Consider the following 22,998-nt stretch of genomic DNA (forward strand, 5'->3'; position numbering starts at 1 on the left):
TTTAAAAGTTATCTTTTATCAAATAGCAGCTAATTGTTGTTTAATAACATCTGCCAATATTTTTCCAGCCGTTTTAGGAGCTACAATCCCTGGCAGACTTTTAGCCAATATTGCTTTAATTCCACGCTGCTTCGCATATTGGAAATCTGTTCCTCCCGGGCGAGAAGCTAGATCAATAATGACAGCATGTGATGGGAGATGTTTTAATTCTTCCTTTCCAATGACTTGTGCGGGTATCGTATTAATTAACAGATCACAATTTTCCATATGCTGTGCTAACTGCTGTAGCGGTACGGCTGTTAATCCCATTTCGGTAATTCGAGCTAAATCCTTCACTCTAGTTGCACTAACTGACACTTTTGCACCCAATGCAGCAAATTTATTTGCTACGGTATTTCCTACTCGACCAAATCCAACCACCATGACACGTGAAGAATGAATCGTGAAATCAGTATGTTCGATTGCCATCATAATCGTACCTTCTGCAGTTGGTATCGAGTTATATATCGCAACATCATCTCTATCTAATAATGGAACTAGTTTAATATTTGCTTTCTTCGTTGCTTTTGTTAAATAATCATTTGTTATCCCAGTAAAAACAATAGTGGATTTGCGAAGCTTTTGAAACCAATCCATAGTAAGATAAATTGGTTTTTCGGAAAAAACCGGTTCGACACGCCCTTCCATGTCAGTTCCTGTAATTGGTAAAATAACAGCATCTAAATTCCTCGAGTCAATCTCATGAATGGTTACTTGTTTTAAACCTGTAAACCCCTGCTCCAACTTATCGAAACCGACAAGTATAATTGTTATATCTGCTGATGCCTGAAGTTGTCTAATTAATTCCAAATAACGCGCATCTCCGCCGATAACTGCAATTGTTTGCTTCATACTTGTGAACACCCTCCAAACGTACCAATTTGAATCACACTTCTTTATAGCTTATGTGCTAATTACAAGTTAGTGATTATGTTTAAGAAATCTCAGCTGGTATTAATAATTTATACAAACGATTGACATCGTTATTTATCTGAAGTAAGACATTAACATTTTTTATATGCTCTCTAAACATTAGAAAAACTTGGTTTGTCGCCAAGTCTTTAGCGAAAGCTGTAGTTTTTCTTATACTATAAACCCTAAAATTTTATACTTTCCTATAGTAGAACAAAAGTTCAAGCGACCGGTTAACTACGTACAGACTGGAGCGCATCTGACCCATTTTTCTCATCATGTTCGCAACATCATTAGCACATTTTTGAAATGAGAAAAATACCGATCCTTACATCCGGGATAAAGTGAACTTCATTTCTTGGAACGCTTTTCCCAAGAAATGTTAATACCGCAAGGGTTTGACTTAAAGGCCTCTGAACCAATCGGGCATTTAGGTGCCGTTATCTCCAATTTAAACTTCTGATGTTGACTTATCGTAGGAAGGAGATCGAAGTTTGCTAGACGCTCGAGCGCTTAAGATAGACGACAAAGTTACCTTTTCAAAAAAATATCCACCATGTGAAATGAATACACTTGTCTAGACATTAGAAAAACTCGGCTTATCGCCAAGTCTTTATGGCGAAAGCTGTAGTTTTTCTTATACTATAAACCCTAAAATTTTATACTTTCCTATAGTATAAAAAAAGCTAGAACCCAATAGGAAGGCACTAGCTAACACTGCTACTTTATACTGTGATTGGATAGTTTTATTTAGTATCGATAATTATCATATCCTCGCCAATCTTTTTAATCGCGCTCCACTGAATTTTTGTTTCTTCCGCTTCTTTTTTTAAACCAAACCATTTATAATTTGGAATAATAAATGCTTCAATTTGTCCGGTCATTTCATTTATTTCTAAATCCGTTTGCCCTAATACTCCTAATCTTGAACCATCATTTACATTGACAATCTCTTTTCCACTAATTTCTTTATAGCGCAAGTTAGCCTACCCCCATTCTCTTTTTTACTATGTATATGCAATTAAAAAAAACCTATGTTTCCATAGGTTCTACAAATAAGTTATAGGTTTGTTTGATCTTACTTTAACCACTTATTTAGAGTCGGATGAAATTAATGCAATCGATGGTGCTTGTTTAAATACAATGTCCATTACATACTGTATGGATGAATGATTAACTGCATCAATAAGTTCCACCATCTCATCTAAACTAAGATGTTCTTTTAGAATTAATTCATTTTTTCCGTTTCTGCTCATCCGACTATTTGTACTTTCGGAGCTTAATAACAAACTCCCTTTTAGCTGTTCTTTACTATTTTCAAGTTCTCGATCGGTTAAACCATTTATTATAAAATCATCAATTGTTGTTTGAATCACATCAATTAATTTCTCTAATTGATCTTTGCCTGTTCCTGCATAAATCGTTAATAAACCACTATCCATAAACGAAGAATGATAGGAAAATACGGAATAAGCTAAGCCCTGTTTTTCCCTAACATCCTGAAACAGTCGAGAACTCATACTCCCACCAAGTACATTGTTCATAATAATTAAGCTATAAATATATTCATCATTTATGGGTAACCCATTATATCCTAAGCATAAATGAGCTTGTTCGGTGTCTTTATAACGCTCTATTCGTTTACTTAAAAATGTAGGCTCCGTAATAGTTGTAGAAGTAGCAGCATAATGATAGCTCCCAAAGTAATCTTCCACCATTTTTATAAAAGCAGCATCTACATTTCCTGCTACCGATACGACAACATTCTCAGGATGGTATCTAGTATGCATATACTTCCTTAATCTTTCTTTAGTAAATGCTCCTAAATGCTCTTCTGTCCCTAAAATAGGCAAGCCAAGCGGATGTTTTCCATAAGCAGCTCTTGCTAATAAATCATGGACAAGGTCGTCGGGGGTATCCTCGTACATTTTAATTTCTTCGTAAACTACTTTTTTTTCTCTTGCCATTTCGACTTCTTCAAAGGTAGAGTTAAAAAACATATCTGCTAATATTTCTAAAGCCGTTTCTTTGTGTGTATCCACAACCTTTGCGTAAAAGCATGTATATTCTTTTGATGTAAATGCATTTACATGTCCGCCAATAGCATCAAATTGCTCTGCAATGTCCTGAGCAGAGCGTGTCTTTGTTCCTTTAAAAAACATATGCTCTAGAAAGTGAGAAATTCCATTTTCTTCGTCTGTTTCATTACGAGAACCTGTTAGTACCCAAATTCCAATTGTCACGGATCGAACTGCGGGAATTCGTTCCAAAACAATACGTAAACCATTTTCACATATATGTTTTTCTATCACTGTAAATCCTCCTAATGTTTTCAAAATAACATGATTATCTTTGGGTATCAACCAGCTTTTCAATCGTATTTATTTTTAATTTTTTATCTTTGATAGATGTAATCAATTGATCTAAACCACGTGCTGTTGCTTCTGTTGGGTGCATTAAGATGGTTGCACCCGGATGAAGCTTTTCATTTACCCGGTTAAGCATAACAGAAACAGAAGGATTCTTCCAATCAATCGTATCAACGGTCCAAAGGACAGTTTCCATATTTAATTGATGACCAACTTGGACAACATGATCGTTATAGCTGCCACTAGGAGGAGCGAACCACTTTGGAGTGGTTCCGATAATAGCTTTAATGATATCATTTGTTTGTACAATCTGCTCCACCATATTTTGATTGGATAACCTAGACATATCGGGATGATTATAAGCATGATTTCCGATCAGATGGCCTTGTTCGTGAATCATTTTTACTAATTCAGCATTATTTTTTGCCCATTTTCCTTCGATGAAAAAGGTTGCCTTTACATGATGCTTTTTTAAAGTTGATAATAGTTCAGGAACATATGCTTCTCCCCATGAAACATTAATAAGAAATGCTACCATATTTTTTTCTGGATGCCCGCGATATATTGGTGAAGGCGGCAAATCCTTTAAGTCTGTTTTCGGTGGAACTTCATCATAGACTAATAAAGCCTCTTTAAATACGCCTTCTTTCTTCATCTTTTCATAGGATTTATCTATATTAACGATTCGGCCATTACGACCTGGTGTTTTTTTCCATACCCTGTCAATATATGCATCTTGTGGTGTCTCTTCATAGTGTTTTGCTTTTGTTTCTATCTCATTATATAGTGAATCTTCTCTATTTATTGTTTCCGTAATGTTAGTCGTGTCCATTGGTGTAATTACATTTCTATTTATATCAAACGTCAATACTACAAGTATGATAAAAACGATAAAATGTATCAAATGCCGATAACGGTGCACACGTATCCCCCCCTCATTACTACATATATGATAAAAGAGGACAAGGTATGCTATCCGTCAGAGCGATTTAAAACTTAAAAAGGAAATAAGTTAGGAAGGAGATCGAAGTTTGCTAGTCGCTCGAGCGCTTAAACTAGACGATATTAATTTTCAAAAAAGATATCCACAAGATAGAAACGGATATAGTTCTTAGATAATAAAAAAGAAACTGGAATGCCAGCTTCTTGTTTTTTTATGATTTTGGCTTTGATGCTTCTCTTCGTTCACGTTCTTCTTTTAATACTGCTTTTCTGGACAAATTTATCCTTCCATGTTGATCAATTTCTTTTACTTTTACTAAAATTTTATCACCAATGGAAACAACGTCTTCTACTTTGTTTGTTCTTTCCTCTGCTAATTCAGAAATATGAACAAGTCCATCTTTTCCTTTAAATAATTCAACAAAGGCACCGAATTTTTCAATCCGCTTTACTTTTCCAAGATACATTTGACCAACTTCTACTTCTCTTACTAAATCCTCAATAATGTGTTTCGCTTCTTCATTCATTTTTTCATCTGTTGACGAGATAAAGATATTTCCATCTTGTTCAATATCAATTTTTACACCAGTTTCATCAATGATTTTATTGATTTGCTTTCCGCTAGGTCCAATAACATCACGAATCTTTTCTGGGTTAATTTGCATGGTTAAAATTTTTGGCGCATATTCCGAAAGCTCTTCTTTTGGTTTGGAAATTGTAGCGAGCATCGAATCAAGAATTTGCATACGACCTTTTTTAGCTTGATGCAGTGCTTCTTCTAGAATTTGTTTAGATAATCCATCAATTTTTATATCCATTTGTAATGCCGTTACACCTTTGGCGGTACCCGCCACTTTAAAGTCCATATCACCTAATGCATCTTCCATGCCTTGAATATCGGTAAGAATCGTATAATCTTCTCCTGATTTTACAAGACCCATAGCAATCCCGGCAACTGGTTCCTTAATTGGAACTCCTGCATCCATCATTGCAAGTGTACTTGCACAAATACTTGCTTGTGATGTAGAACCATTAGACTCCAAGACTTCTGATACGAGCCGAATGGTATATGGAAACTCTTTTTCAGAAGGAATTACTTTTTCTAATGCTCGTTCTCCTAATGCACCATGTCCAATTTCGCGTCGGCCAGGTCCACGTATTGGGCCGGTTTCACCTACACTGTATGCTGGAAAATTGTAATGGTGCATAAAGCGTTTGGATTCTTCTAAATCAAGCCCATCAAGAATTTGTACATCACCTAATGCCCCGAGTGTACATACACTTAAGGCTTGCGTTTGCCCGCGTGTAAACAAACCAGATCCATGTGCTCTAGGCAATACATTAATTCGTGAAGAAAGTGGACGTATCTCATCGATTTTACGACCATCTGGCCGTATTTTTTCTTTCGTAATTAATCTTCGTACTTCTTCTTTTACCATATTATCAAGCACTGCTTTTACTTGTTTAGCTTCTTCTTCATCTTCGTCGTACAATGCGAGCACTTCTTCTTTTACAGCTTCAATAGCTTCCTCACGTGCCAGCTTTTCTTTTACTTGAATTGCTTGAAGCAATTTTTCTTTTGCTTGGGCTTCTACTTTTTCTGCCAAGTCTTGATCAATTTCAAATAAAACGGGTTGTTGCTTCTCAACACCAGCCGCTTGAATAATTTCTTCTTGAAACTCAACTAAACGAATGATCTCTTCGTGCCCAAACATAATTGCCTCTAACATTACTTCCTCTGGAACTTCATTAGCGCCTGCTTCGACCATATTGATAGCATCTTTCGTTCCGGCTACAGTTAAATCAATATCACTTTGTTCTTCTTGTTCAACTGTTGGATTAATGACAAATTCACCATTTACTCGTCCAACATGAACTCCTGCAATTGGTTCTGAAAATGGAATGTCTGAGATGCATAGAGCGATAGAAGAACCAATCATTGCTGCTATTTCTGAAGAACAATCCTGATCAACACTCATAACTGTACTAATCACTTGTACTTCATTTCGATACCCATCGGGAAATAAAGGACGAATCGGGCGATCGATTAAGCGTGAAGAAAGAATTGCTTTTTCACTAGGTCTTCCTTCTCGCTTAATAAATCCTCCTGGAATTTTCCCGACTGCATAGAGACGTTCCTCGTAGTTAACCGTTAGCGGAAAAAAAGGAAGATCTTTAGGTTCATTAGACGCTGTTGCTACGGATAACACCGCAGTATCTCCATAGTGAATCATACAAGCGCCATTTGCTTGCTTTGCTAATTCTCCGGTTTCAACAATAAATTTCTTTCCGGCGATTTGTGTAGAGAATTGATGTTTGTCTTCTGCCATTAGTTCAAGTACTCCTTTCAAAAACATTATACCTTATATTTTAAAATGAATAAGCATGATTGTAAATTTTATGTAGATAATAAAAGGGTTTACTAAATTTCATATACATATACCTTATTTATACAACCATCCCATGTTTTCTATTATATACGTGGAAAATCTGTAAGAAAAGTATAGTCTCCTTCTAAATAGACTAAGAAAGCAAAAAGGCTAAAATTAACCTACTAGTTGCACTTATACGTAAAACTTAGAAAATTTGTTACAAATAGTAAACTTAGCTTGTATCATCACTGTAATTGTATGTATTTTCATAGGATGCTTTTTACTTTCTTAACGTAGAACGAACAAAAGCTTAAGCGCTCGTTTAGCGACGTACGAACTAGTGAACTTCTGACGAGATAAAGTGAAACTTCATTCAAGGAGTGCTTTTCTCCTTGAATGTTAGTTAAACGAATCGGGGATTTAGAAGCCGTTTTTCTCATAAAGTTGCAACATCATAAGCAGATCTTTGAAATGAGAAAATTACGGATTCTTACATCCGGGATAAAGTGAAACTTCATTCAAGGAGTGCTTTTCTCCTTGAATGTTAGTTAAACGAATCGGGGTTTTAGGAGCCGTTTTTCTCATAAAGTTGCAACATGATAAGCAGATCTTTGAAATGAGAAAAAATATGGCCTCTTTACATCCGGGATAAAGAAAACATGCCTCTAAAACAGGGGGATACCGACGCCTAAGTGGCAAGTCCGCTTTTAGTCGGCCTTCCTTTAGATTCGAGGCGATGTTGACTTATCGTAGGAAGAAGATCGAAGTTCGTTACAGCTAGAGCACTTAAGCTAGACGAACCTGCTTTCGAAAAAGATGTCCACCATGTAGAAACGGATATAATTTCCTAGACTATAAAAAAGCAGGATTTCTCCTGCTTTTTTACTTATCTGCGTAGACCTAGCTTATTAATCAATTCACGATAACGAGTAACGTCTTTTTTACGAAGATAGTTCAATAAATTACGACGCTTACCTACCATTTTCAAAAGTCCGCGACGCGAATGGTGGTCTTTTTTGTGTATGCGTAAATGTTCATTTAGAGTATTGATTTCCTCCGTAAGTACAGCAATTTGCACCTCTGGAGAACCAGTATCCGTGTCATGGATTTTAAAATCATTGATGATTTCTTTCTTACGCTCTTGTGTAATAGCCATTCTGGCTCACCTCCTAATTTTACAATTTGACATCCCCACTCCCCTAGCAAACGTCGGAGTTACGTTTTGCCAAGCGGTGGTTCGACTTTTTTATGTTACACTTCTTTTGCAAAAAATGCAAGTGCTGGGATTAAGTTTATCGAGAAAAAAATGCACGAATTTCTTTTTCATCTTTTTTTATTTGGTCAATTAATTCATTCTTCCCGGGAAATTTCTTTTCATTTCGAATAAATCTATGAAACTCAATTAATAGTTCTTCCCCATAAAGTTCATGATTGTAGTCAAAAATATTTACTTCAAGAATCGGTTCATCCATTTCTGTTTCAAAGGTTGGATTAAATCCAAGGCTTGCCATCCCTTCATATTTTTCTTGCTTATAAATCGCTTTCACCGCGTAAACACCAGGTCTCGGTAACAATGCTTCAGGATTGGTATTGATATTGGCCGTTGGGTAGCCCATTTGCTTTCCACGCTGTGCACCCTTTATAACGATTCCATCAACAAGCAATGGTCTTCCAAGCAATTGATTTGCTTCTTCTATTTCTCCTATACGAAGCAATTGCCGAATTTTTGTAGAACTGATTTTTTCATTATTGCATTCTACTTTCTCTACTTTTGTATAGGTAAATACCCCTTTTGCATGAGCAGCAATCGTATTCATATTCCCCTTTCCTTTATGACCATAGGAAAAATCAAATCCAGCAACCAGATGCTTTATATGCAGACCCTTAATAAAATGATCAATAAACCCTTGGGCTGATAAAGCTGCCAGTTCAGCATTAAACGTAATAACATATAATCTATCTACATCAAGCCGTTTTAAAATCTCCTGTTTTTCCCTCATTGGGGTAATATATTTAACATGCTTAACTGCTTTATTTAATACAACAGAAGGGTGTGGGTAGAATGTAATGACTGCGCTTTCCATGTTTCTTCGTTTTGCTTCTTTCACTGCAGTTTTAATAACGTGTTGATGACCTTTATGTATACCATCAAAAAAACCAATAGCAGTAACTGTTTCTGGTAAATCTTCAAGCATGAGAGTGTGCGGATATGTTAACTGAAATGTTCGCATCTTTATTTCACCTACACTTTCTTATCTACTAAATACACGGACTGGTTTGATATATTCTGGTTGATCGGGATGTATTTTATAAATTGCTAAAGCTTCATTTTTATGCATCATTATAAAAGGATCCGTCTTCACGTTCATTATACGTGGTAGTTTTTGCCCGTGAAACACTTTTTTTGCTGTCTCTTGGTCAACAAAGTATTGATCCAAATGCGGTAATCCAGCTTGAATAGGATATAATAACTCTGTTTCTTGCTTACGCTTGACAGCCTCTTCTATTGTAGCAAATGTTACTGCATTTTTGTGGGAAAATGCACCTGTAGCTTCCCTGATTAATAAAGACATATGGGACGGATACTCTAACTCTTTTCCAATATCAACACATAATGTACGTATATACGTTCCTTTTGAACAACTAACCCGAAAAGTTAACGTATGATTTGTTTGATCAGGTGGAGACAGCAATACTAGTTCATATATTTCCACACGACGTATTGGTCGTTCCACAGTTTCATTATTTCTTGCGTACTCGTATAGTTTTTTTCCCTTTACTTTAACTGCAGAGTACATTGGGGGGATCTGTTCTATTTCTCCGGTAAACTTAGCAAATACAGTATTAATTTCATCTTCGGTTGGAAAATTGCTTACCGTTTTCTGTGCAATAATCTCTCCTGATGCATCTTCTGTCGTTGTGGCTATCCCTAATTGCAACTCAGCTCTATAAACCTTTTTTGTATCTGTTAAAAATGAAACTATTTTCGTTGCTTTACCAATACAAATCGGTAAAACACCTTCTGCATCTGGATCCAGCGTTCCTGTATGTCCAACTTTTTTTGTGCCAAATAATTTACGCACTTTGTATACACAATCATGGGATGTAAATCCTTTAGGCTTCCATAATGGCAAAATTCCATCCATATGTAAAAAACCTCCATTTTTTAATTAACAGATGAAGGAAAAATCTGACCTTACTATGAGGTCAGATTTTTATCTACTGTAGCAAACCATTCCCGTGAAACGGTGCGGACTGGCAAGTATAGATCCTTCAAAAAACATGCAAGTAGATTACTTCTTTAAGTCGCGAAGAATCGTTTCAATTCGATTGCCATACTCATATGCTTCATCATATTCAAATGTTAATTCAGGTGTTTTCCGCAAACGGATTCGTTGCCCGATTTCTGAACGAATGAATCCTTTCGCTTTGGCTAAGCCAAGTAACGTATCTTTCTTTTGTTTTTCGTCACCTAATACCGAAATATACACCTTTGCCTGCTGTAAATCACCTGTAACTTCTACATCTGTTACTGTTACAAATCCAACTCTAGGATCTTTAATCTTCCGAGTTAAAATTTCTCCTAATTCTTTCTTCATTTGTTCACTTACTCGGTTAGCTCTTAATTGAGACATTTCTTTCACCTCATCATAGAACTCCTGCATTTAAAGGGAGTCGTAATTTAGATTCTTTCCACATTAGTAATGGTTCGTTCAAGTTCAGTATATGAATCAATCACATCCATTACTCCTTGAATCACTTGTTCAGCATGTACTTGCTCCGTTGAAATCGTAACGATACCAAGCTTTGTTCGTTGCCATAAATGATGATAATCCAATTCCGTTACAGCTATATTAAAGTCTTTTTTTAACTTAGCTATAAGGCGCTTCAATACGGAGCGTTTTTGCTTTAACGACTGACCCTCATACAATATACATTCTACTTCGGCATAAAGGATCATTATCGTTTAATTTCCTCCATGACAAACGCCTCGATGATATCTCCTTCTTTAATATCATTAAAGTTTTTGACCGTAATTCCACATTCATAATTTTGCGCTACCTCTTTGACATCATCCTTAAAGCGTTTCAATGCTGCAATTTCACCTTCAAATTGAACAACACCATTACGAATTAAACGCACACCGGAATTTCTGGTAATTTTCCCATCTGTTACATAACAACCAGCTATGGTACCAACTTTTGATACTTTAAATGTTTCTCTTACTTCTGCTTGACCGATCGTCTTTTCTTCATACTCCGGATCAAGCAAACCTTTCATCGCTGACTCAACTTCCTCTATTGCTTTATAAATAACGCGATGTAGTCTGACATCTACCTTTTCACGTTCTGCTGCTTTTTTTGCATTGACATCCGGACGCACATTAAAGCCGATAACTACTGCGTTGGAGGCAGCAGCTAAAATAACATCTGATTCAGTGATAGCACCTACACCGGAATGAATAATTTTAATATTGACGCCTTCTACTTCGATTTTTTGCAAGGAAGAAGCAAGTGCTTCGGCTGAACCTTGAACATCTGCTTTAATAATAATATTAATTTCTTTCATATCGCCTTGTTTAATTTGTTCAAACAAGTCATCTAAACTAACTTTCGTTTGTTCACTGCGGTTTTCTTGGATTTGCTTTTGTTGTCTTGCTTCCCCAATTTGCCGAGCTTTTTTCTCATCTTTAAACACAAGGAATTGATCGCCAGCCTGCGGTACATCATTAAGTCCTGTTATTTCCACAGGAGTCGACGGTCCGGCTTCTGTTACACGTTGACCAACATCATTAACCATTGCACGAACACGACCATACGTATTTCCAACAACGATCGAATCACTTACATGAAGCGTACCATTTTGCACAAGTAATGTGGCTACTGAACCTCTTCCTTTATCAAGTTCTGCCTCTATTACCGTACCAAAAGCAGGCTTGTTTGGATTTGCTTTTAATTCTTCAACTTCCGAGACAAGTATAATCATTTCTAATAATTCGTCAATACCTTCTCCTTTGATAGCAGAGATGTTTACAAAAATAGTATCCCCACCCCAATCTTCAGGGACTAGTCCATATTCTGTTAGTTCCTGCATGACTCTGTTCGGATTAGCAGTTTCTTTATCAATTTTGTTAACCGCTACGATAATTGGTACTTCAGCAGCCTTTGCATGATTGATCGCTTCTACAGTTTGTGGCATTACTCCATCATCAGCAGCAACGACAAGTACTGCAACGTCCGTAACTTGGGCACCACGTGAGCGCATGCTGGTAAACGCAGCGTGACCCGGGGTATCTAGAAAAGTGATTTTCTTACCATCATTTTCAACTTGGTAAGCACCAATATGTTGTGTAATACCACCAGCTTCTCCTGCCGTTACTTTTGTGTGACGGATTGAATCCAGCAAAGTTGTTTTTCCATGATCGACATGTCCCATAATAGTAACAACGGCAGGCCTTTCAACCAAATCTTCCGGCTTATCCTCGGCGATATATTTATCTAAGTCTGTATCTTCAAGAATTACTTCTTTTTCAACTTCTACATCAAATTCTGCACAAATCAGCTCAATAGCATCATCATCTAAGTCTTGGTTTTTTGTAGCCATCACTCCAAGGAACATTAGTTTTTTTATAATTTCTGATGTATCCTTATTTAATTTATCAGCTAATTCGCTTACCGTTAGCGTACCGTGATATTTAATTTCCTTTGGAGTTTCTTTCTTTTCTACCGGTTGTTTAGCAGCTGTCTTATTATTGCCCTTTGCTTTCTTACCTTTCGCCGGCTTTCCTTGTTGCTTTTGATGTTTGTTATTCGATTTGTCCTGTTTATGTTGTCGTTTTTTTGATGTAGCTTGATTTGCTTTTGTGCGCTGATTTGGATTTGGTTTTGATTTAGTTTCAGTTTTTGAAGTTGAATCATCGGTAGATTTTGCTGCTTTCTTCGTTTTTTTAAAATGTTCATCAAGCTTTGCTATCTCATTCTGTGCAATAGTTGACATATGATTTGTAACATCAACATTGTTTTCTTTTAAAAATGCAACTACTGCTTTACTTGAAATATTATTTTGTTTTGCATATTCATATACACGCATTTTACTCATACGTTCACCCCCGAATTTATTCCCCGAGTAACGATCTTAACTTAACAGCAAACCCTGCATCTAAAATCGCAATTGCTACTCTTTGGGTTTTCCCAATAGCTTTCGATAACGTTTCTCTATCATCAACTATGGCATATGGTATTTCATAGGTTTTACATTTATCCGTTAGTTTTTTTTTCGTTTGTGGACCAATGTCGCTGGCTAATAAGATTAATTTTGCGCGATTGGTACGAATATCTTTAATAATGGCCTCTTCTCCTAGAGTGCATTTGCCAGCTCTAAACGCAAGACCAAGTATATTCAGATAGTTATTTTTCATCATTTGCATCTGCTACCAGTTCTCTTAGCTCTGTAAAAATTGCAGTATCAACGGTAACATTTAAGTGTTTGTTTAACACATTCGTTTTTTCCGCTTGATCGATCACTGCTATATCTTTTGAGAGGTAAGCTCCCCTCCCATTTTTTTTACCAGTTGGATCCACAAACACTTCTCCCTCTTTATTACGAACAATACGGATTAATTCCTTTTTCGGTTTCATTTCGTTCGTCACGACACATCTACGAGTGGGAATTTTTCGCTTCTTTACCATGTGTCCTATCCTCCTTATTCAAACAAACTTTCTTCATTGTCAGAATAGGCTTCGTCAGTTTCGTCGAGCAATCCTTCTTCCTTCGCTTCAGACTCACTTTTTATGTCTATTTTCCAACCCGTCAGCTTGGCGGCCAGACGTGCGTTCTGTCCACGTTTTCCAATTGCAAGCGATAATTGATAATCAGGTACAATGACCTTTGTTGCTTTTTCTTCTTCATTCACCAATACCTTAACAACCTTTGAAGGGCTTAATGCGTTAGACACATAAATAGTTGGATCATCTGACCATTCCACGATATCAATTTTTTCACCTTTCAGTTCATCAACAATCGCTTGTACACGTTGCCCTTTTTGCCCAACGCAAGAGCCAACAGGGTCAATTTCTGGGTCAGCCGCATAAACAGAAATTTTCGAGCGGTCTCCAGCTTCTCTAGCAACGGATTTTATTTCTACAATACCATCATATATCTCAGGAACTTCCATTTCAAATAGTCGCTTCAATAAACCTGGATGTGACCTTGAAATATAGATTTGCGGACCCTTACTTGTGTTTTCAACTTTTGTTACAAACACTTTAATACGATCGTGAATGTTGTATTCTTCCGTTGGCATCTGTTCCGATTCAGCCAGCTTTGCTTCTATTTTACCGAGGTTAACATACACAAAACGCGGATCTTTTCGTTGAATGATTCCTGTCATCACATCTTCTTCACGGTCAGCAAACTCCGAATAAATAACCCCTCGCTCCGCTTCCCTTACACGCTGTGTGACAACTTGTTTAGCAGCCTGAGCGGCGATTCGTCCAAAATTCTTAGGAGTTACTTCCACTTCAACGATATCATCAACTTCATAATTTGGGTTGATTTCTTTTGCTTCATCTATTGAAAGTTCTTGTTGTGTATCTTCTACTTCTTCTACGACTGTTTTTCTGGAGAAGACACGCATCTTACCTGTTTCTTCATTAAGCTCAACACGAACGTTTGTTGCTGATTTAAAATTTTTCTTATATGCCGAAATTAACGCGGCTTCTAAGGCCTCCAATAGAATCTCCTTATCAATTCCTTTTTCCTTTGCTAAATTATCAATGGCATCGAACAACTGCGTACTCACTTTTTTCTCCCCCTTTTCAGAACTTTACAGCCAATCTGGCTTTGGCTATCTTATCAAATGGAATTTCTACTGTTTTTTTACGCGTTTTCACTCTATATTCGACTGTTAACACATCTTCCGAATAATTGATTAACTCACCTTCATACGTTTTCTCACCATTGATCGGTTCATATAATTTAACATGAATGTATTGATTAATACTATTAGCAATATCTCGTTTCGTTTTTAAAGGGCGCTCTACGCCTGGTGAAGAAACCTCTAGGAAATAAGCTTCAGAAATCGGATCGGCTTCGTCCAACCGTTCACTTAATTGCTCTGATACTTCACCACATTCTGTAATATCCACACCGCCATCCTTATCAATATAAACACGGAGAAACCAGTTCTTTCCTTCTTTTACATATTCAATGTCTACTAATTCAAGGTTTTTTTGTTCTAAAATAGGGAGAACTAATTCTTCCGTTGTTTTAACTACTTTAGAGCTCAATGCTTATCCTCCTTTAAACTGTTTTAGTTACTAGTATAAACCATTTTCTCCTATTTCATTTCTGCAAGGAAAATTCCTGCCTATCGCTTTTTATGCAAAGCAAACTTTAAGAGGCTTCCCTAATGATTCGATTTAAAATCGGTAGCCTTTTTACTGTCAGGCATACCATCGTTTTAATAATTAATCCATCTTTATCCCGCATGTAAGGTGCCGTAAGATTCCCACTTCAAGATCTTGAGTTGATACAAAAGGGTCTAAGTGGGAGAAAACGGCACCTAAATGCCCGATTCGTTCTACTAACATTCAGTAGGAGATGGAAGAAAACTCCTACTCAATGAAGTTTCACTTTATTTTTAGGATGATTCCGGTAACCAACATATTCCATCATACGAGCTGTCACCTTTTTTCAATATAAAACCCCTGCCTAGAGGTTTGGCAAGGGATTCATTGTTGCAAGCTGAAGTATGAAGAAAGAGTGGGTGATCACCCACTCTTTTAAAACGTTCGTATCGTTAACTTACCAAAATAAGTATAGCATATCGTTTATTTCATTGCAAGGATCAAAAGCGCAAGCGATCGGTTAACCCAACTAGCGCTAGAACCCCGACGAGGAGACTTCGCCCCTTTGCGAAGAAGTGAATCCTCCTCGAAGGCCTAAGCGCAAAGTGTTATATGCCAGACGAAGTTACTTTACGAAAAAGATATCTGATGTCGTACAATTTCCTAACCAGCTAGAATAAAGATAGTTGATTCTGCTCAGCCATTCCTTCTAAGCAGCCGTGATTGTCCAAATATTCCAATACGGTTTTAGAAATCTTACTTCTTTCCCGCAGATCTTCCTTGGATAGAAACTCTCCTTCTTCTCTGGCTTTGACAATATTTAACGCAGCATTTGTGCCTAGTCCATCAACAGCATTAAATGGGGGGATTAAGGAATCCCCATCGACGATAAACTCCGTCGCACTAGATTTATATAAATCTACTTTTTTAAAGGAAAAACCTCTTTCGCACATTTCAAGGGAAATCTCTAACACCGTTAATAAACTTTTTTCCTTTGGTGAAGCGTCATTTCCTTTTGCTGTAATGGCTTCAATTCGCTTACGTATAGCATTGGCTCCTTTGATCATCGTATCCAGTTCAAAATCATCTGCCCGAACTGTAAAATAAGCTGCGTAAAAATAGATCGGATAATGAACTTTAAAATAAGCAATTCGCACTGCCATTAACACGTATGCAGCTGCGTGAGCTTTCGGGAACATATATTTAATCTTTTTACAAGATTCAATATACCAATCTGGCACATTATGTTTCTTCATTTCTGTAATCCATTCATCTTTTAGCCCTTTACCTTTACGGACAAACTCCATAATGTTAAATGCTAAAGAAGCTTCAAGCCCTTTGTGCATGAGATAAACCATGATATCATCCCGACAACCAATAACATCCGGCAATTCACATATCCCATTATTAATCAACTCTTGCGCATTACCAAGCCACACATCTGTACCATGTGATAAGCCAGAGATAATAACAAGTTCTGCAAATGTTTTAGGCTTTGTATCTTCAAGCATTTGCCGCACAAATTTCGTTCCAAATTCCGGAACACCCAATGTACCTGTTTTACAGTTAATTTGTTCCGGCGTTACCCCAAGCGCTTCTGTTCCTGAAAAAATGGTCATTACATCCGGATCATCCGTTGGGATCGTCTTTGGATCAATTCCGCTTAGATCTTGTAACATTCGTATTACGGTTGGATCATCGTGGCCGAGAATATCTAACTTCAATAAATTATCATGGATAGAGTGGAAGTCAAAATGAGTCGTTCGCCACTCACTATTGCGATCATCAGCCGGATATTGAATTGGCGTAAAATCATAAATCTCCTTATCATCAGGTACAACAATAATACCTCCGGGGTGTTGTCCGGTTGTCCGTTTTACGCCTGAACAACCTTTTACTAATCGATCCACTTCAGCATTTTTTAAGGCGAGCTGATTATCAGACGCATAACCCTTTACATAGCCGTAAGCCGTCTTTTCGGCGATCGTTCCAATCGTTCCTGCACGATAAACATTATCAATTCCAAACAGCTCTTTTGTATAATTATGGGCTCTCGGTTGATAAGAACCTGAAAAGTTTAAATCAATATCTGGTACTTTATCTCCTTTAAAACCTAAAAAAGTTTCAAATGGGATGTCTTGTCCATCTTTTGTTAATGGGGTTTGACATGTTGGGCAGTCCTTATCTGGAAGATCAAACCCGCTTCCGACAGAACCATCCGTAATAAATTCATGATAGTGGCATTCTTTACAAATATAATGCGGTGGTAAAGGATTTACTTCTGTTATTTCGGTCATCGTTGCGACAAATGATGAACCAACAGAGCCCCTAGAACCAACCAAATACCCATCCTCCAATGATTTTTTCACTAGCTTTTGAGAAATAAGGTAAATTACACTAAAACCATGTCCAATAATACTCTTTAATTCTTTTTCCAATCGTTCGGAAACTATTTTCGGAAGTGGTTCGCCATATATTTTTTTAGCCCTTATATAACAAAGGTCTCTTATTTCTTCTTCCGCTCCTTCAATCGTTGGAGTGAATAATCCATCCTTTACTGGAGATATTTCTTCTATTTCATCAACGATTAAATTCGTGTTTGTAACAACAATTTCTTTTGCTTTCTTTTCTCCTAAAAATTGAAATTCGTTTAGCATCTCATTGGTAGTACGAAAAGGTGTTTGCGGTAATGTAACCCGATTTAACGGATTTCCTGCTTGAGAAGCAATGAGAATTTGCCGATAAATTTGATCTTGTTCATCTAAATAATGAACATTACCGGTTGCTACTACACGTTTGCCGATTCTTTTTCCTAATTTTACTAGTTTCTTAATAATATCCAGTATTTGTGCTTCATTTTGCACTAAATCTTTTTCAATTAAATGGGCATAATTTGCTGGTGGTTGCACTTCAATATAATCATAAAATTGTGCTACGTTTTCCGCTTCATCTTCTGATTTTTGCATCATTGTTTCAAAGACTTCACCTTGGTCACATGCGGAACCTACTAATATACCATGACGATATTTTTGTAATAGTGATCTAGGTAATCTCGGTACACGGTAAAAATAATCAATATGGGCATAAGACACTAGTTTATAAATGTTTTTAAGCCCTTCTTGTGTCTTCGCAATTAATGTACAATGAAACGGTCTAGAGCGTTGATACGCATTTCCTTCACCCATATGATTGTTCAATTGATTGTGATTTGTAATATCTTTTTTTAACAATTCTTGCACAAGCTTCCACAATAAATATCCCGTTGCCTCTGCGTCATAAATGGCTCGGTGATGCTGCGTCAGTTCAATGTCCAAATGTTTACACAATGTATTTAAACGGTGATTTTTTAATTGAGGAAAAAGAAACCTAGCTAATTCTAATGTATCAATGACAGCATTATCCGCTTTATCATACCCGATTTTTTGTAAGCCTTGGTTTAAAAACCCCATATCAAAACTGGCATTATGCGCTACTAAAATACCATCTTCCATCCAATTTCGAAAGTCTCGTAACACCTCATCTACTTCTGGAGCATCTTGTACCATTTCGTCTGTAATTCCAGTAAGGTCAATGGTTGTTTGGGATAATGGGTGGTGTGGATTGGCAAAAGACTCAAATCGATCAATGATTTCACCTTGGTGAATTTTTACGGCCGCCAGCTCAATTATTGTGTCATATACAGCCGATAAACCTGTCGTTTCAACGTCAAAGACAATATATGTACCTGTGGCTAAATCAATATTATGTTCGTTGTAGGCAATTGGTACACCATCATCAACTAAATTCGCCTCTACTCCGTACAGCACTTTAATTCCATGTTTTTCCCCTGCATTATGTGCCTCCGGAAAGCCTTGAACACCGGCATGATCAGTTATAGCTACTGCTTTATGTCCCCATTTAGCAGCTTGAGCGATTAAATTTGTTGGCGAAACAACTGCATCCATTTGACTCATCGTCGTATGTGCATGTAATTCCACTCTTTTCTCGTCCTCTGTTGCTGTATCTTTACGTGGCTCGACTCTGATTTCTTGTATGTCATTTGCCATCATTACTAATTCATTGGAATACATATCTGTTTGGATGCTGCCTCGAGCTTTAATCCATATCCCTTCTTTGACAGCTTTAAATTTTTCTCTGTCTTCATCTCCTTTTGAGAACATCTTGATTTGGAGGGAGTCGGTATAATCGGTTGCTTTAGCAATCAGCAAGCTTCTTCCCGAACGCAACTCACGTATTTCAACAGAAAAAATATACCCTTGCACGGTTACCCTGCGTTCTTCTTCGATGATTTCTTCTATATGAATTGGCTCATCCTGTATTTTATAACCTAACATGACCGGCTTGTTATCAGATTGGAGTTTCGTTTGATCGCGTTTTTCTTTTTCTTGCACTGTCTTTTGAACAATTTTCTGATCTTCAACTGCTGTTTGTTCCTTAAACCGTTGTAAAGCCTCGATCTCTGTTTTAACGTCAATGTTGATTACATATCTAGGCAGACCTGCTTTTACGCAGAAATGTTTAAATGATTCTTCTAAGCGTTTTTTAACTGCTAGTGCTTCTGCTTCATTTCTTGCAGTTAACATAATATTATTACCATCAACTATAGGGACCTGATTTAACACCATGTCCTTATAAGCCGGTGATAATTGTGCAGCCGAATGAATGAAATCCTGCCAATATTTTAACGTATTAGCTCCATCACAAGACTTTTCTGACGTTTCAATAGAAACATCAACATTTGCAATCTTTTGAAAGCATGTTTGCAAGCGATGTTTAAACAGCTGATAAACTTCACAAGGTAACACTTTTTTCGTACAAATGTGAAAATGCCATGTTTTCGTATGTTTCACTATTTCCAATTTATTTAAGTAGCTATCTTTAAAATAGACTAACTGATCTTCCGATATCTGCAGTTGTTTTAACAGTACATCCATTTTTTCTTTTTTTGTTATATCCATTGTTCTCCTCCTGTACCGTTAATCAGATTTAGATCTTATATATGCTGTAAAACCCCTGTCTCTTGGCATTTGACAAGGGTTTTAAAAATAAAACTATCTGTATGGTAATCTTTTTTTGACTCTAAATCAGTGCGAAGTTCGAGACATCCAAACCATATATTTGGATAAAATTCTTGTTTTCTAAAGGGGGGATAAGGACACCACTTTTAAAACTTCTTAGGCGTACATTAAAATCTGTTATCTAACTGAAGCTAAGGTGAATTATAAACAGCGTTGTTTTAACAAATCACTTTTCTTGAGCGAAACCAAGCTTTAAAGCCGGCACATTTTGTCTTACGGCTTTAATCCAAAAGTCTAACTATCGAAGCAACTTCAACACTTTAAAGGAATAAGCGTTGAATATCATTCCACGTAACGATAATCATTAAAAGCATTAAAAAGGCAAAGCCGACAAAATGGAACAAGCCTTCTTTTTCCGGTGCAATCGGCTTTCCACGAACGGCCTCAATGCCAACAAATAATAATCGACCACCATCTAATGCAGGAAGCGGGACAAGATTTACTATTCCTAAGTTAATGCTTAACATTGCTGTCCATAGCAGAAAATTAGTAAATCCTGTTTGAACAATTTGATCCGTCGCATCATAAATCCCGACTGGACCGGATAATGTTTCAATTGGTAATTGACCAGTTATCAGCATTCCTAAGTTCGTTAAAATAAGCTTTGTCGTTTCAAAGGTTTGCGTAAAACCATAGGAAACTGTTCCTAATAGTGATTTCTCAAAGGCCTGATATACACCAATTTGTCCAAATGGCTCTTGTCCTTCCATTCCTGGAACCTCTGCAGGAATAACGGTTAATGGTACTTCTTTCCCTTCACGAAGAACAACTAGATCAAGCTCCTCACCGGGGTTTTCTCGGACAATGGTAGTAAATTGCTGCCATGTGGAAATGGACTGATCCTCTATTTTTACAACCTCATCGCCGTTTTTAATCCCCGCTTCAGCTGCTGGGCTATTCGCTTGTACTTCACCCATTTTGGCTTCTTCCACAGGTACTCCTTGAATAACGCCAAGTATTAAAAAGATGACAATTGCCAGGATAAAGTTCATCATTGGACCTGCAAACAATTGCATAGCACGTTGACCGACGGATTTGGATGCAAATTGTCGATCATAAGGTGCAATTTGTGTCTCTTGTTCATCCATAACAAACTTAGCTTTTGGATGCACCTTAAACCGCAACTCTTCATCCTGTTCATCAATTTCATAACCTACAATTTGCAGCTTATGATCTAAATCTGCTTCCTCTATTTCAATCACGCGGGCATTGGGATGCTTTGATTTATGATTTACGATGATTTTAATGACCTCACCTTGTTCATTAAATTCAAGCCCAACATGATGACCAGGCTTTAGATCAATAATTTCTGGGTCATCTCCAGCTACTCTTACATATCCGCCAACTGGAAGGAGTCGAATCGTATACACCGTTTCGTTTCTTGTAAATGCAAATACTTTAGGTCCAAAACCAATCGCAAACTCTCGTGCGAGCATACCAGCTCGTTTGGCAAAAATCAAATGACCCCATTCATGGATAAAAACGAGGAGACCGAACATGAAAATAAACGCGATTACCGTATTCAAAAAGAGCACCTTCCTTTTAATAGGATGTATACTTATTTCTCCTTAATTTATATTGCTATTATGATGTTCAAAATGCATGTTAAAAATGATACATCGAATTTCATTGTTCATTCAAACGGATAAAGTGAAGCTTCATTCAGTAGGAGTTTTCTTCCATCTCCTACTGAATGTTAGTACCTTAATGGTATGACCTAGAGGCCCTTGAACAAATCGGGCATTTAGGTGCCGTTTTCTTCTCCCACTTAGTCCCTTTTGTACCAACTCAGGCTCTTAAAGTAGGAGTTTTACGGCACCTTACATGCGGGATAAAGTGAAACTTCATTTCTTGGAATGCTTTTCCCAAGAAATGTTAGTTGAACGAATCGGGCATTTAGGTGCCGTTTTCTTCTCCCCCACTTAGTCCCTTTTGTACCAATTCAGGCTCTTAAAGTAGGAGTTTTACGGCACCTTACATGCGGGATAAAACTTTAGTGTAGAATATGTTTCGATGCTGTAAAAGATTTTTATGTTCTAAGTATAGCGAGTCCGTTGCCAGCTAAGTTTTATTTATTGTTCAGGAACCGACATCCATTTGCACTCCTAATTATTTTATCATGTGTTTAATTAAAAAAACCTACTAAGTGTAAAATCGGTAATACAAATAATAAACTGTCAAACCGATCTAATATACCTCCATGACCAGGAAGCACGTTTCCAGAGTCCTTCACACCAAAATGCCGTTTGAATGCAGACTCTACAAGGTCGCCAATTTGTCCAAATACGGAAGCGATAACGGCTACACCAATCATGCCAATTAATGTATCTTCAATTGGATGAATTAATTGAAAAATAATACTTGTAATGATCGCCATAACGATGCCACCTATTGCGCCCTCAACTGTTTTATTCGGACTGATTTTTGGCCAGAGCTTCCGTTTTCCAAATGCTCGTCCAATAAAATAAGCACCTGTATCTGTCGACCAGATAAGCAAAAATATATACAGGATAGTGGCTAATCCCCCACCATTTTCACCGTCTCTAGCCAAAATTAAATAATAAAAGCCCATGCCTACATAGATAGCGGATAATAAAACAACACCAGCGTGATCAAATGTAAATTTATTTTTTACTAATACGGTATATGATAGTAATAATAATACTATAAGCATAACTGTCTCTGTTTTCGTCAGCCATGCTAAGGGAGTAATTCCCGAATGCTCCTGCATTATTAACACCCATAATAACACAATTCCCATACCGGATGGAATCGAGTATTTAGCTATATTTCCCATCCTGATTAACTCAAGAAAGCCGATAGTTGCCATAATATATACTAATATTTCAAATGGCAAACCGCCAATAATAACAAATGGGACAAATATAATGAGTGCAACAATTGCTGTTATAATCCGTTGCTTCATATTATTTCCTCA

18 protein-coding genes are annotated in these 22,998 nt (G+C 37.0%); all 18 read right to left on the reverse strand.

What is annotated here, in order from left to right:
- Positions 1 to 18: 18 nt before the first annotated feature.
- The gene (gene dpaA / locus KQI21_RS13200; protein WP_216484640.1) at positions 19 to 891 is read right to left on the reverse strand and encodes a dipicolinic acid synthetase subunit A; all 873 of its coding nucleotides are present in this window, start codon (positions 889 to 891) and stop codon (positions 19 to 21) included.
- Between the two features lie 806 nt (positions 892 to 1,697).
- A complete protein-coding gene (locus tag KQI21_RS13205; RefSeq protein ID WP_216484641.1) occupies positions 1,698 to 1,931 on the reverse strand; it encodes a YlmC/YmxH family sporulation protein in 234 nt (77 codons plus the stop codon).
- 111 nt (positions 1,932 to 2,042) lie between these two features.
- A complete protein-coding gene (locus KQI21_RS13210; RefSeq protein ID WP_216484642.1) occupies positions 2,043 to 3,263 on the reverse strand; it encodes a M16 family metallopeptidase in 1,221 nt (406 codons plus the stop codon).
- Positions 3,264 to 3,297: 34 nt separating this feature from the next.
- On the reverse strand, positions 3,298 to 4,242 hold the full coding sequence (locus tag KQI21_RS13215) for a polysaccharide deacetylase family protein (protein ID WP_216484643.1): 945 nt from the start codon (positions 4,240 to 4,242) through the stop codon (positions 3,298 to 3,300).
- A 232-nt stretch (positions 4,243 to 4,474) separates the two neighbouring features.
- Positions 4,475 to 6,592, reverse strand: coding sequence for a polyribonucleotide nucleotidyltransferase (locus tag KQI21_RS13220; protein WP_216484644.1), 2,118 nt, complete (start codon positions 6,590 to 6,592; stop codon positions 4,475 to 4,477).
- Between the two features lie 928 nt (positions 6,593 to 7,520).
- Entirely contained in the window at positions 7,521 to 7,790 is a 270-nt protein-coding gene (rpsO, locus tag KQI21_RS13225; protein ID WP_216484645.1) for a 30S ribosomal protein S15, read from the reverse strand.
- A gap of 136 nt (positions 7,791 to 7,926) precedes the next feature.
- Positions 7,927 to 8,865 (reverse strand): riboflavin biosynthesis protein RibF, encoded by a 939-nt coding sequence (ribF, locus tag KQI21_RS13230; protein WP_216484646.1) that lies wholly within the window; start codon positions 8,863 to 8,865, stop codon positions 7,927 to 7,929.
- Positions 8,866 to 8,886: 21 nt separating this feature from the next.
- Complete coding sequence (truB, locus tag KQI21_RS13235; protein WP_216484647.1) at positions 8,887 to 9,780, reverse strand: tRNA pseudouridine(55) synthase TruB; 894 nt, start codon at positions 9,778 to 9,780, stop codon at positions 8,887 to 8,889.
- Between the two features lie 147 nt (positions 9,781 to 9,927).
- Positions 9,928 to 10,269: a 30S ribosome-binding factor RbfA gene (gene rbfA, locus KQI21_RS13240; protein ID WP_216484648.1), complete on the reverse strand. Its 342-nt coding sequence runs from the start codon at positions 10,267 to 10,269 to the stop codon at positions 9,928 to 9,930.
- A gap of 47 nt (positions 10,270 to 10,316) precedes the next feature.
- Positions 10,317 to 10,595, reverse strand: coding sequence for a DUF503 domain-containing protein (locus tag KQI21_RS13245; RefSeq protein ID WP_216484649.1), 279 nt, complete (start codon positions 10,593 to 10,595; stop codon positions 10,317 to 10,319).
- Positions 10,595 to 12,733: a translation initiation factor IF-2 gene (gene infB, locus KQI21_RS13250; RefSeq protein WP_216484650.1), complete on the reverse strand. Its 2,139-nt coding sequence runs from the start codon at positions 12,731 to 12,733 to the stop codon at positions 10,595 to 10,597. The genes KQI21_RS13245 and infB overlap by 1 nt, the downstream gene beginning before the upstream one ends.
- A gap of 16 nt (positions 12,734 to 12,749) precedes the next feature.
- Positions 12,750 to 13,052: a L7Ae/L30e/S12e/Gadd45 family ribosomal protein gene (locus tag KQI21_RS13255; protein WP_077320456.1), complete on the reverse strand. Its 303-nt coding sequence runs from the start codon at positions 13,050 to 13,052 to the stop codon at positions 12,750 to 12,752.
- On the reverse strand, positions 13,042 to 13,323 hold the full coding sequence (rnpM, locus tag KQI21_RS13260; protein WP_216484651.1) for an RNase P modulator RnpM: 282 nt from the start codon (positions 13,321 to 13,323) through the stop codon (positions 13,042 to 13,044). The genes KQI21_RS13255 and rnpM overlap by 11 nt, the downstream gene beginning before the upstream one ends.
- Positions 13,324 to 13,337: 14 nt before the next feature.
- Complete coding sequence (nusA, locus tag KQI21_RS13265; RefSeq protein WP_216484652.1) at positions 13,338 to 14,435, reverse strand: transcription termination factor NusA; 1,098 nt, start codon at positions 14,433 to 14,435, stop codon at positions 13,338 to 13,340.
- A gap of 16 nt (positions 14,436 to 14,451) precedes the next feature.
- Positions 14,452 to 14,922, reverse strand: a complete 471-nt coding sequence (gene rimP / locus KQI21_RS13270; RefSeq protein ID WP_216484653.1) for a ribosome maturation factor RimP — start codon at positions 14,920 to 14,922, stop codon at positions 14,452 to 14,454.
- A gap of 731 nt (positions 14,923 to 15,653) precedes the next feature.
- Positions 15,654 to 19,940, reverse strand: a complete 4,287-nt coding sequence (locus tag KQI21_RS13275; RefSeq protein ID WP_216484654.1) for a PolC-type DNA polymerase III — start codon at positions 19,938 to 19,940, stop codon at positions 15,654 to 15,656.
- 380 nt (positions 19,941 to 20,320) lie between these two features.
- Complete coding sequence (gene rseP / locus KQI21_RS13280; RefSeq protein WP_216484655.1) at positions 20,321 to 21,586, reverse strand: RIP metalloprotease RseP; 1,266 nt, start codon at positions 21,584 to 21,586, stop codon at positions 20,321 to 20,323.
- A 599-nt stretch (positions 21,587 to 22,185) separates the two neighbouring features.
- On the reverse strand, positions 22,186 to 22,986 hold the full coding sequence (locus tag KQI21_RS13285; RefSeq protein WP_216484656.1) for a phosphatidate cytidylyltransferase: 801 nt from the start codon (positions 22,984 to 22,986) through the stop codon (positions 22,186 to 22,188).
- Between the last annotated feature and the right edge of the window lie 12 nt (positions 22,987 to 22,998).

The organism is Virgibacillus proomii (assembly GCF_018916875.1).
In the GTDB taxonomy this organism is placed as follows: domain Bacteria; phylum Bacillota; class Bacilli; order Bacillales; family Amphibacillaceae; genus Virgibacillus; species Virgibacillus proomii_B.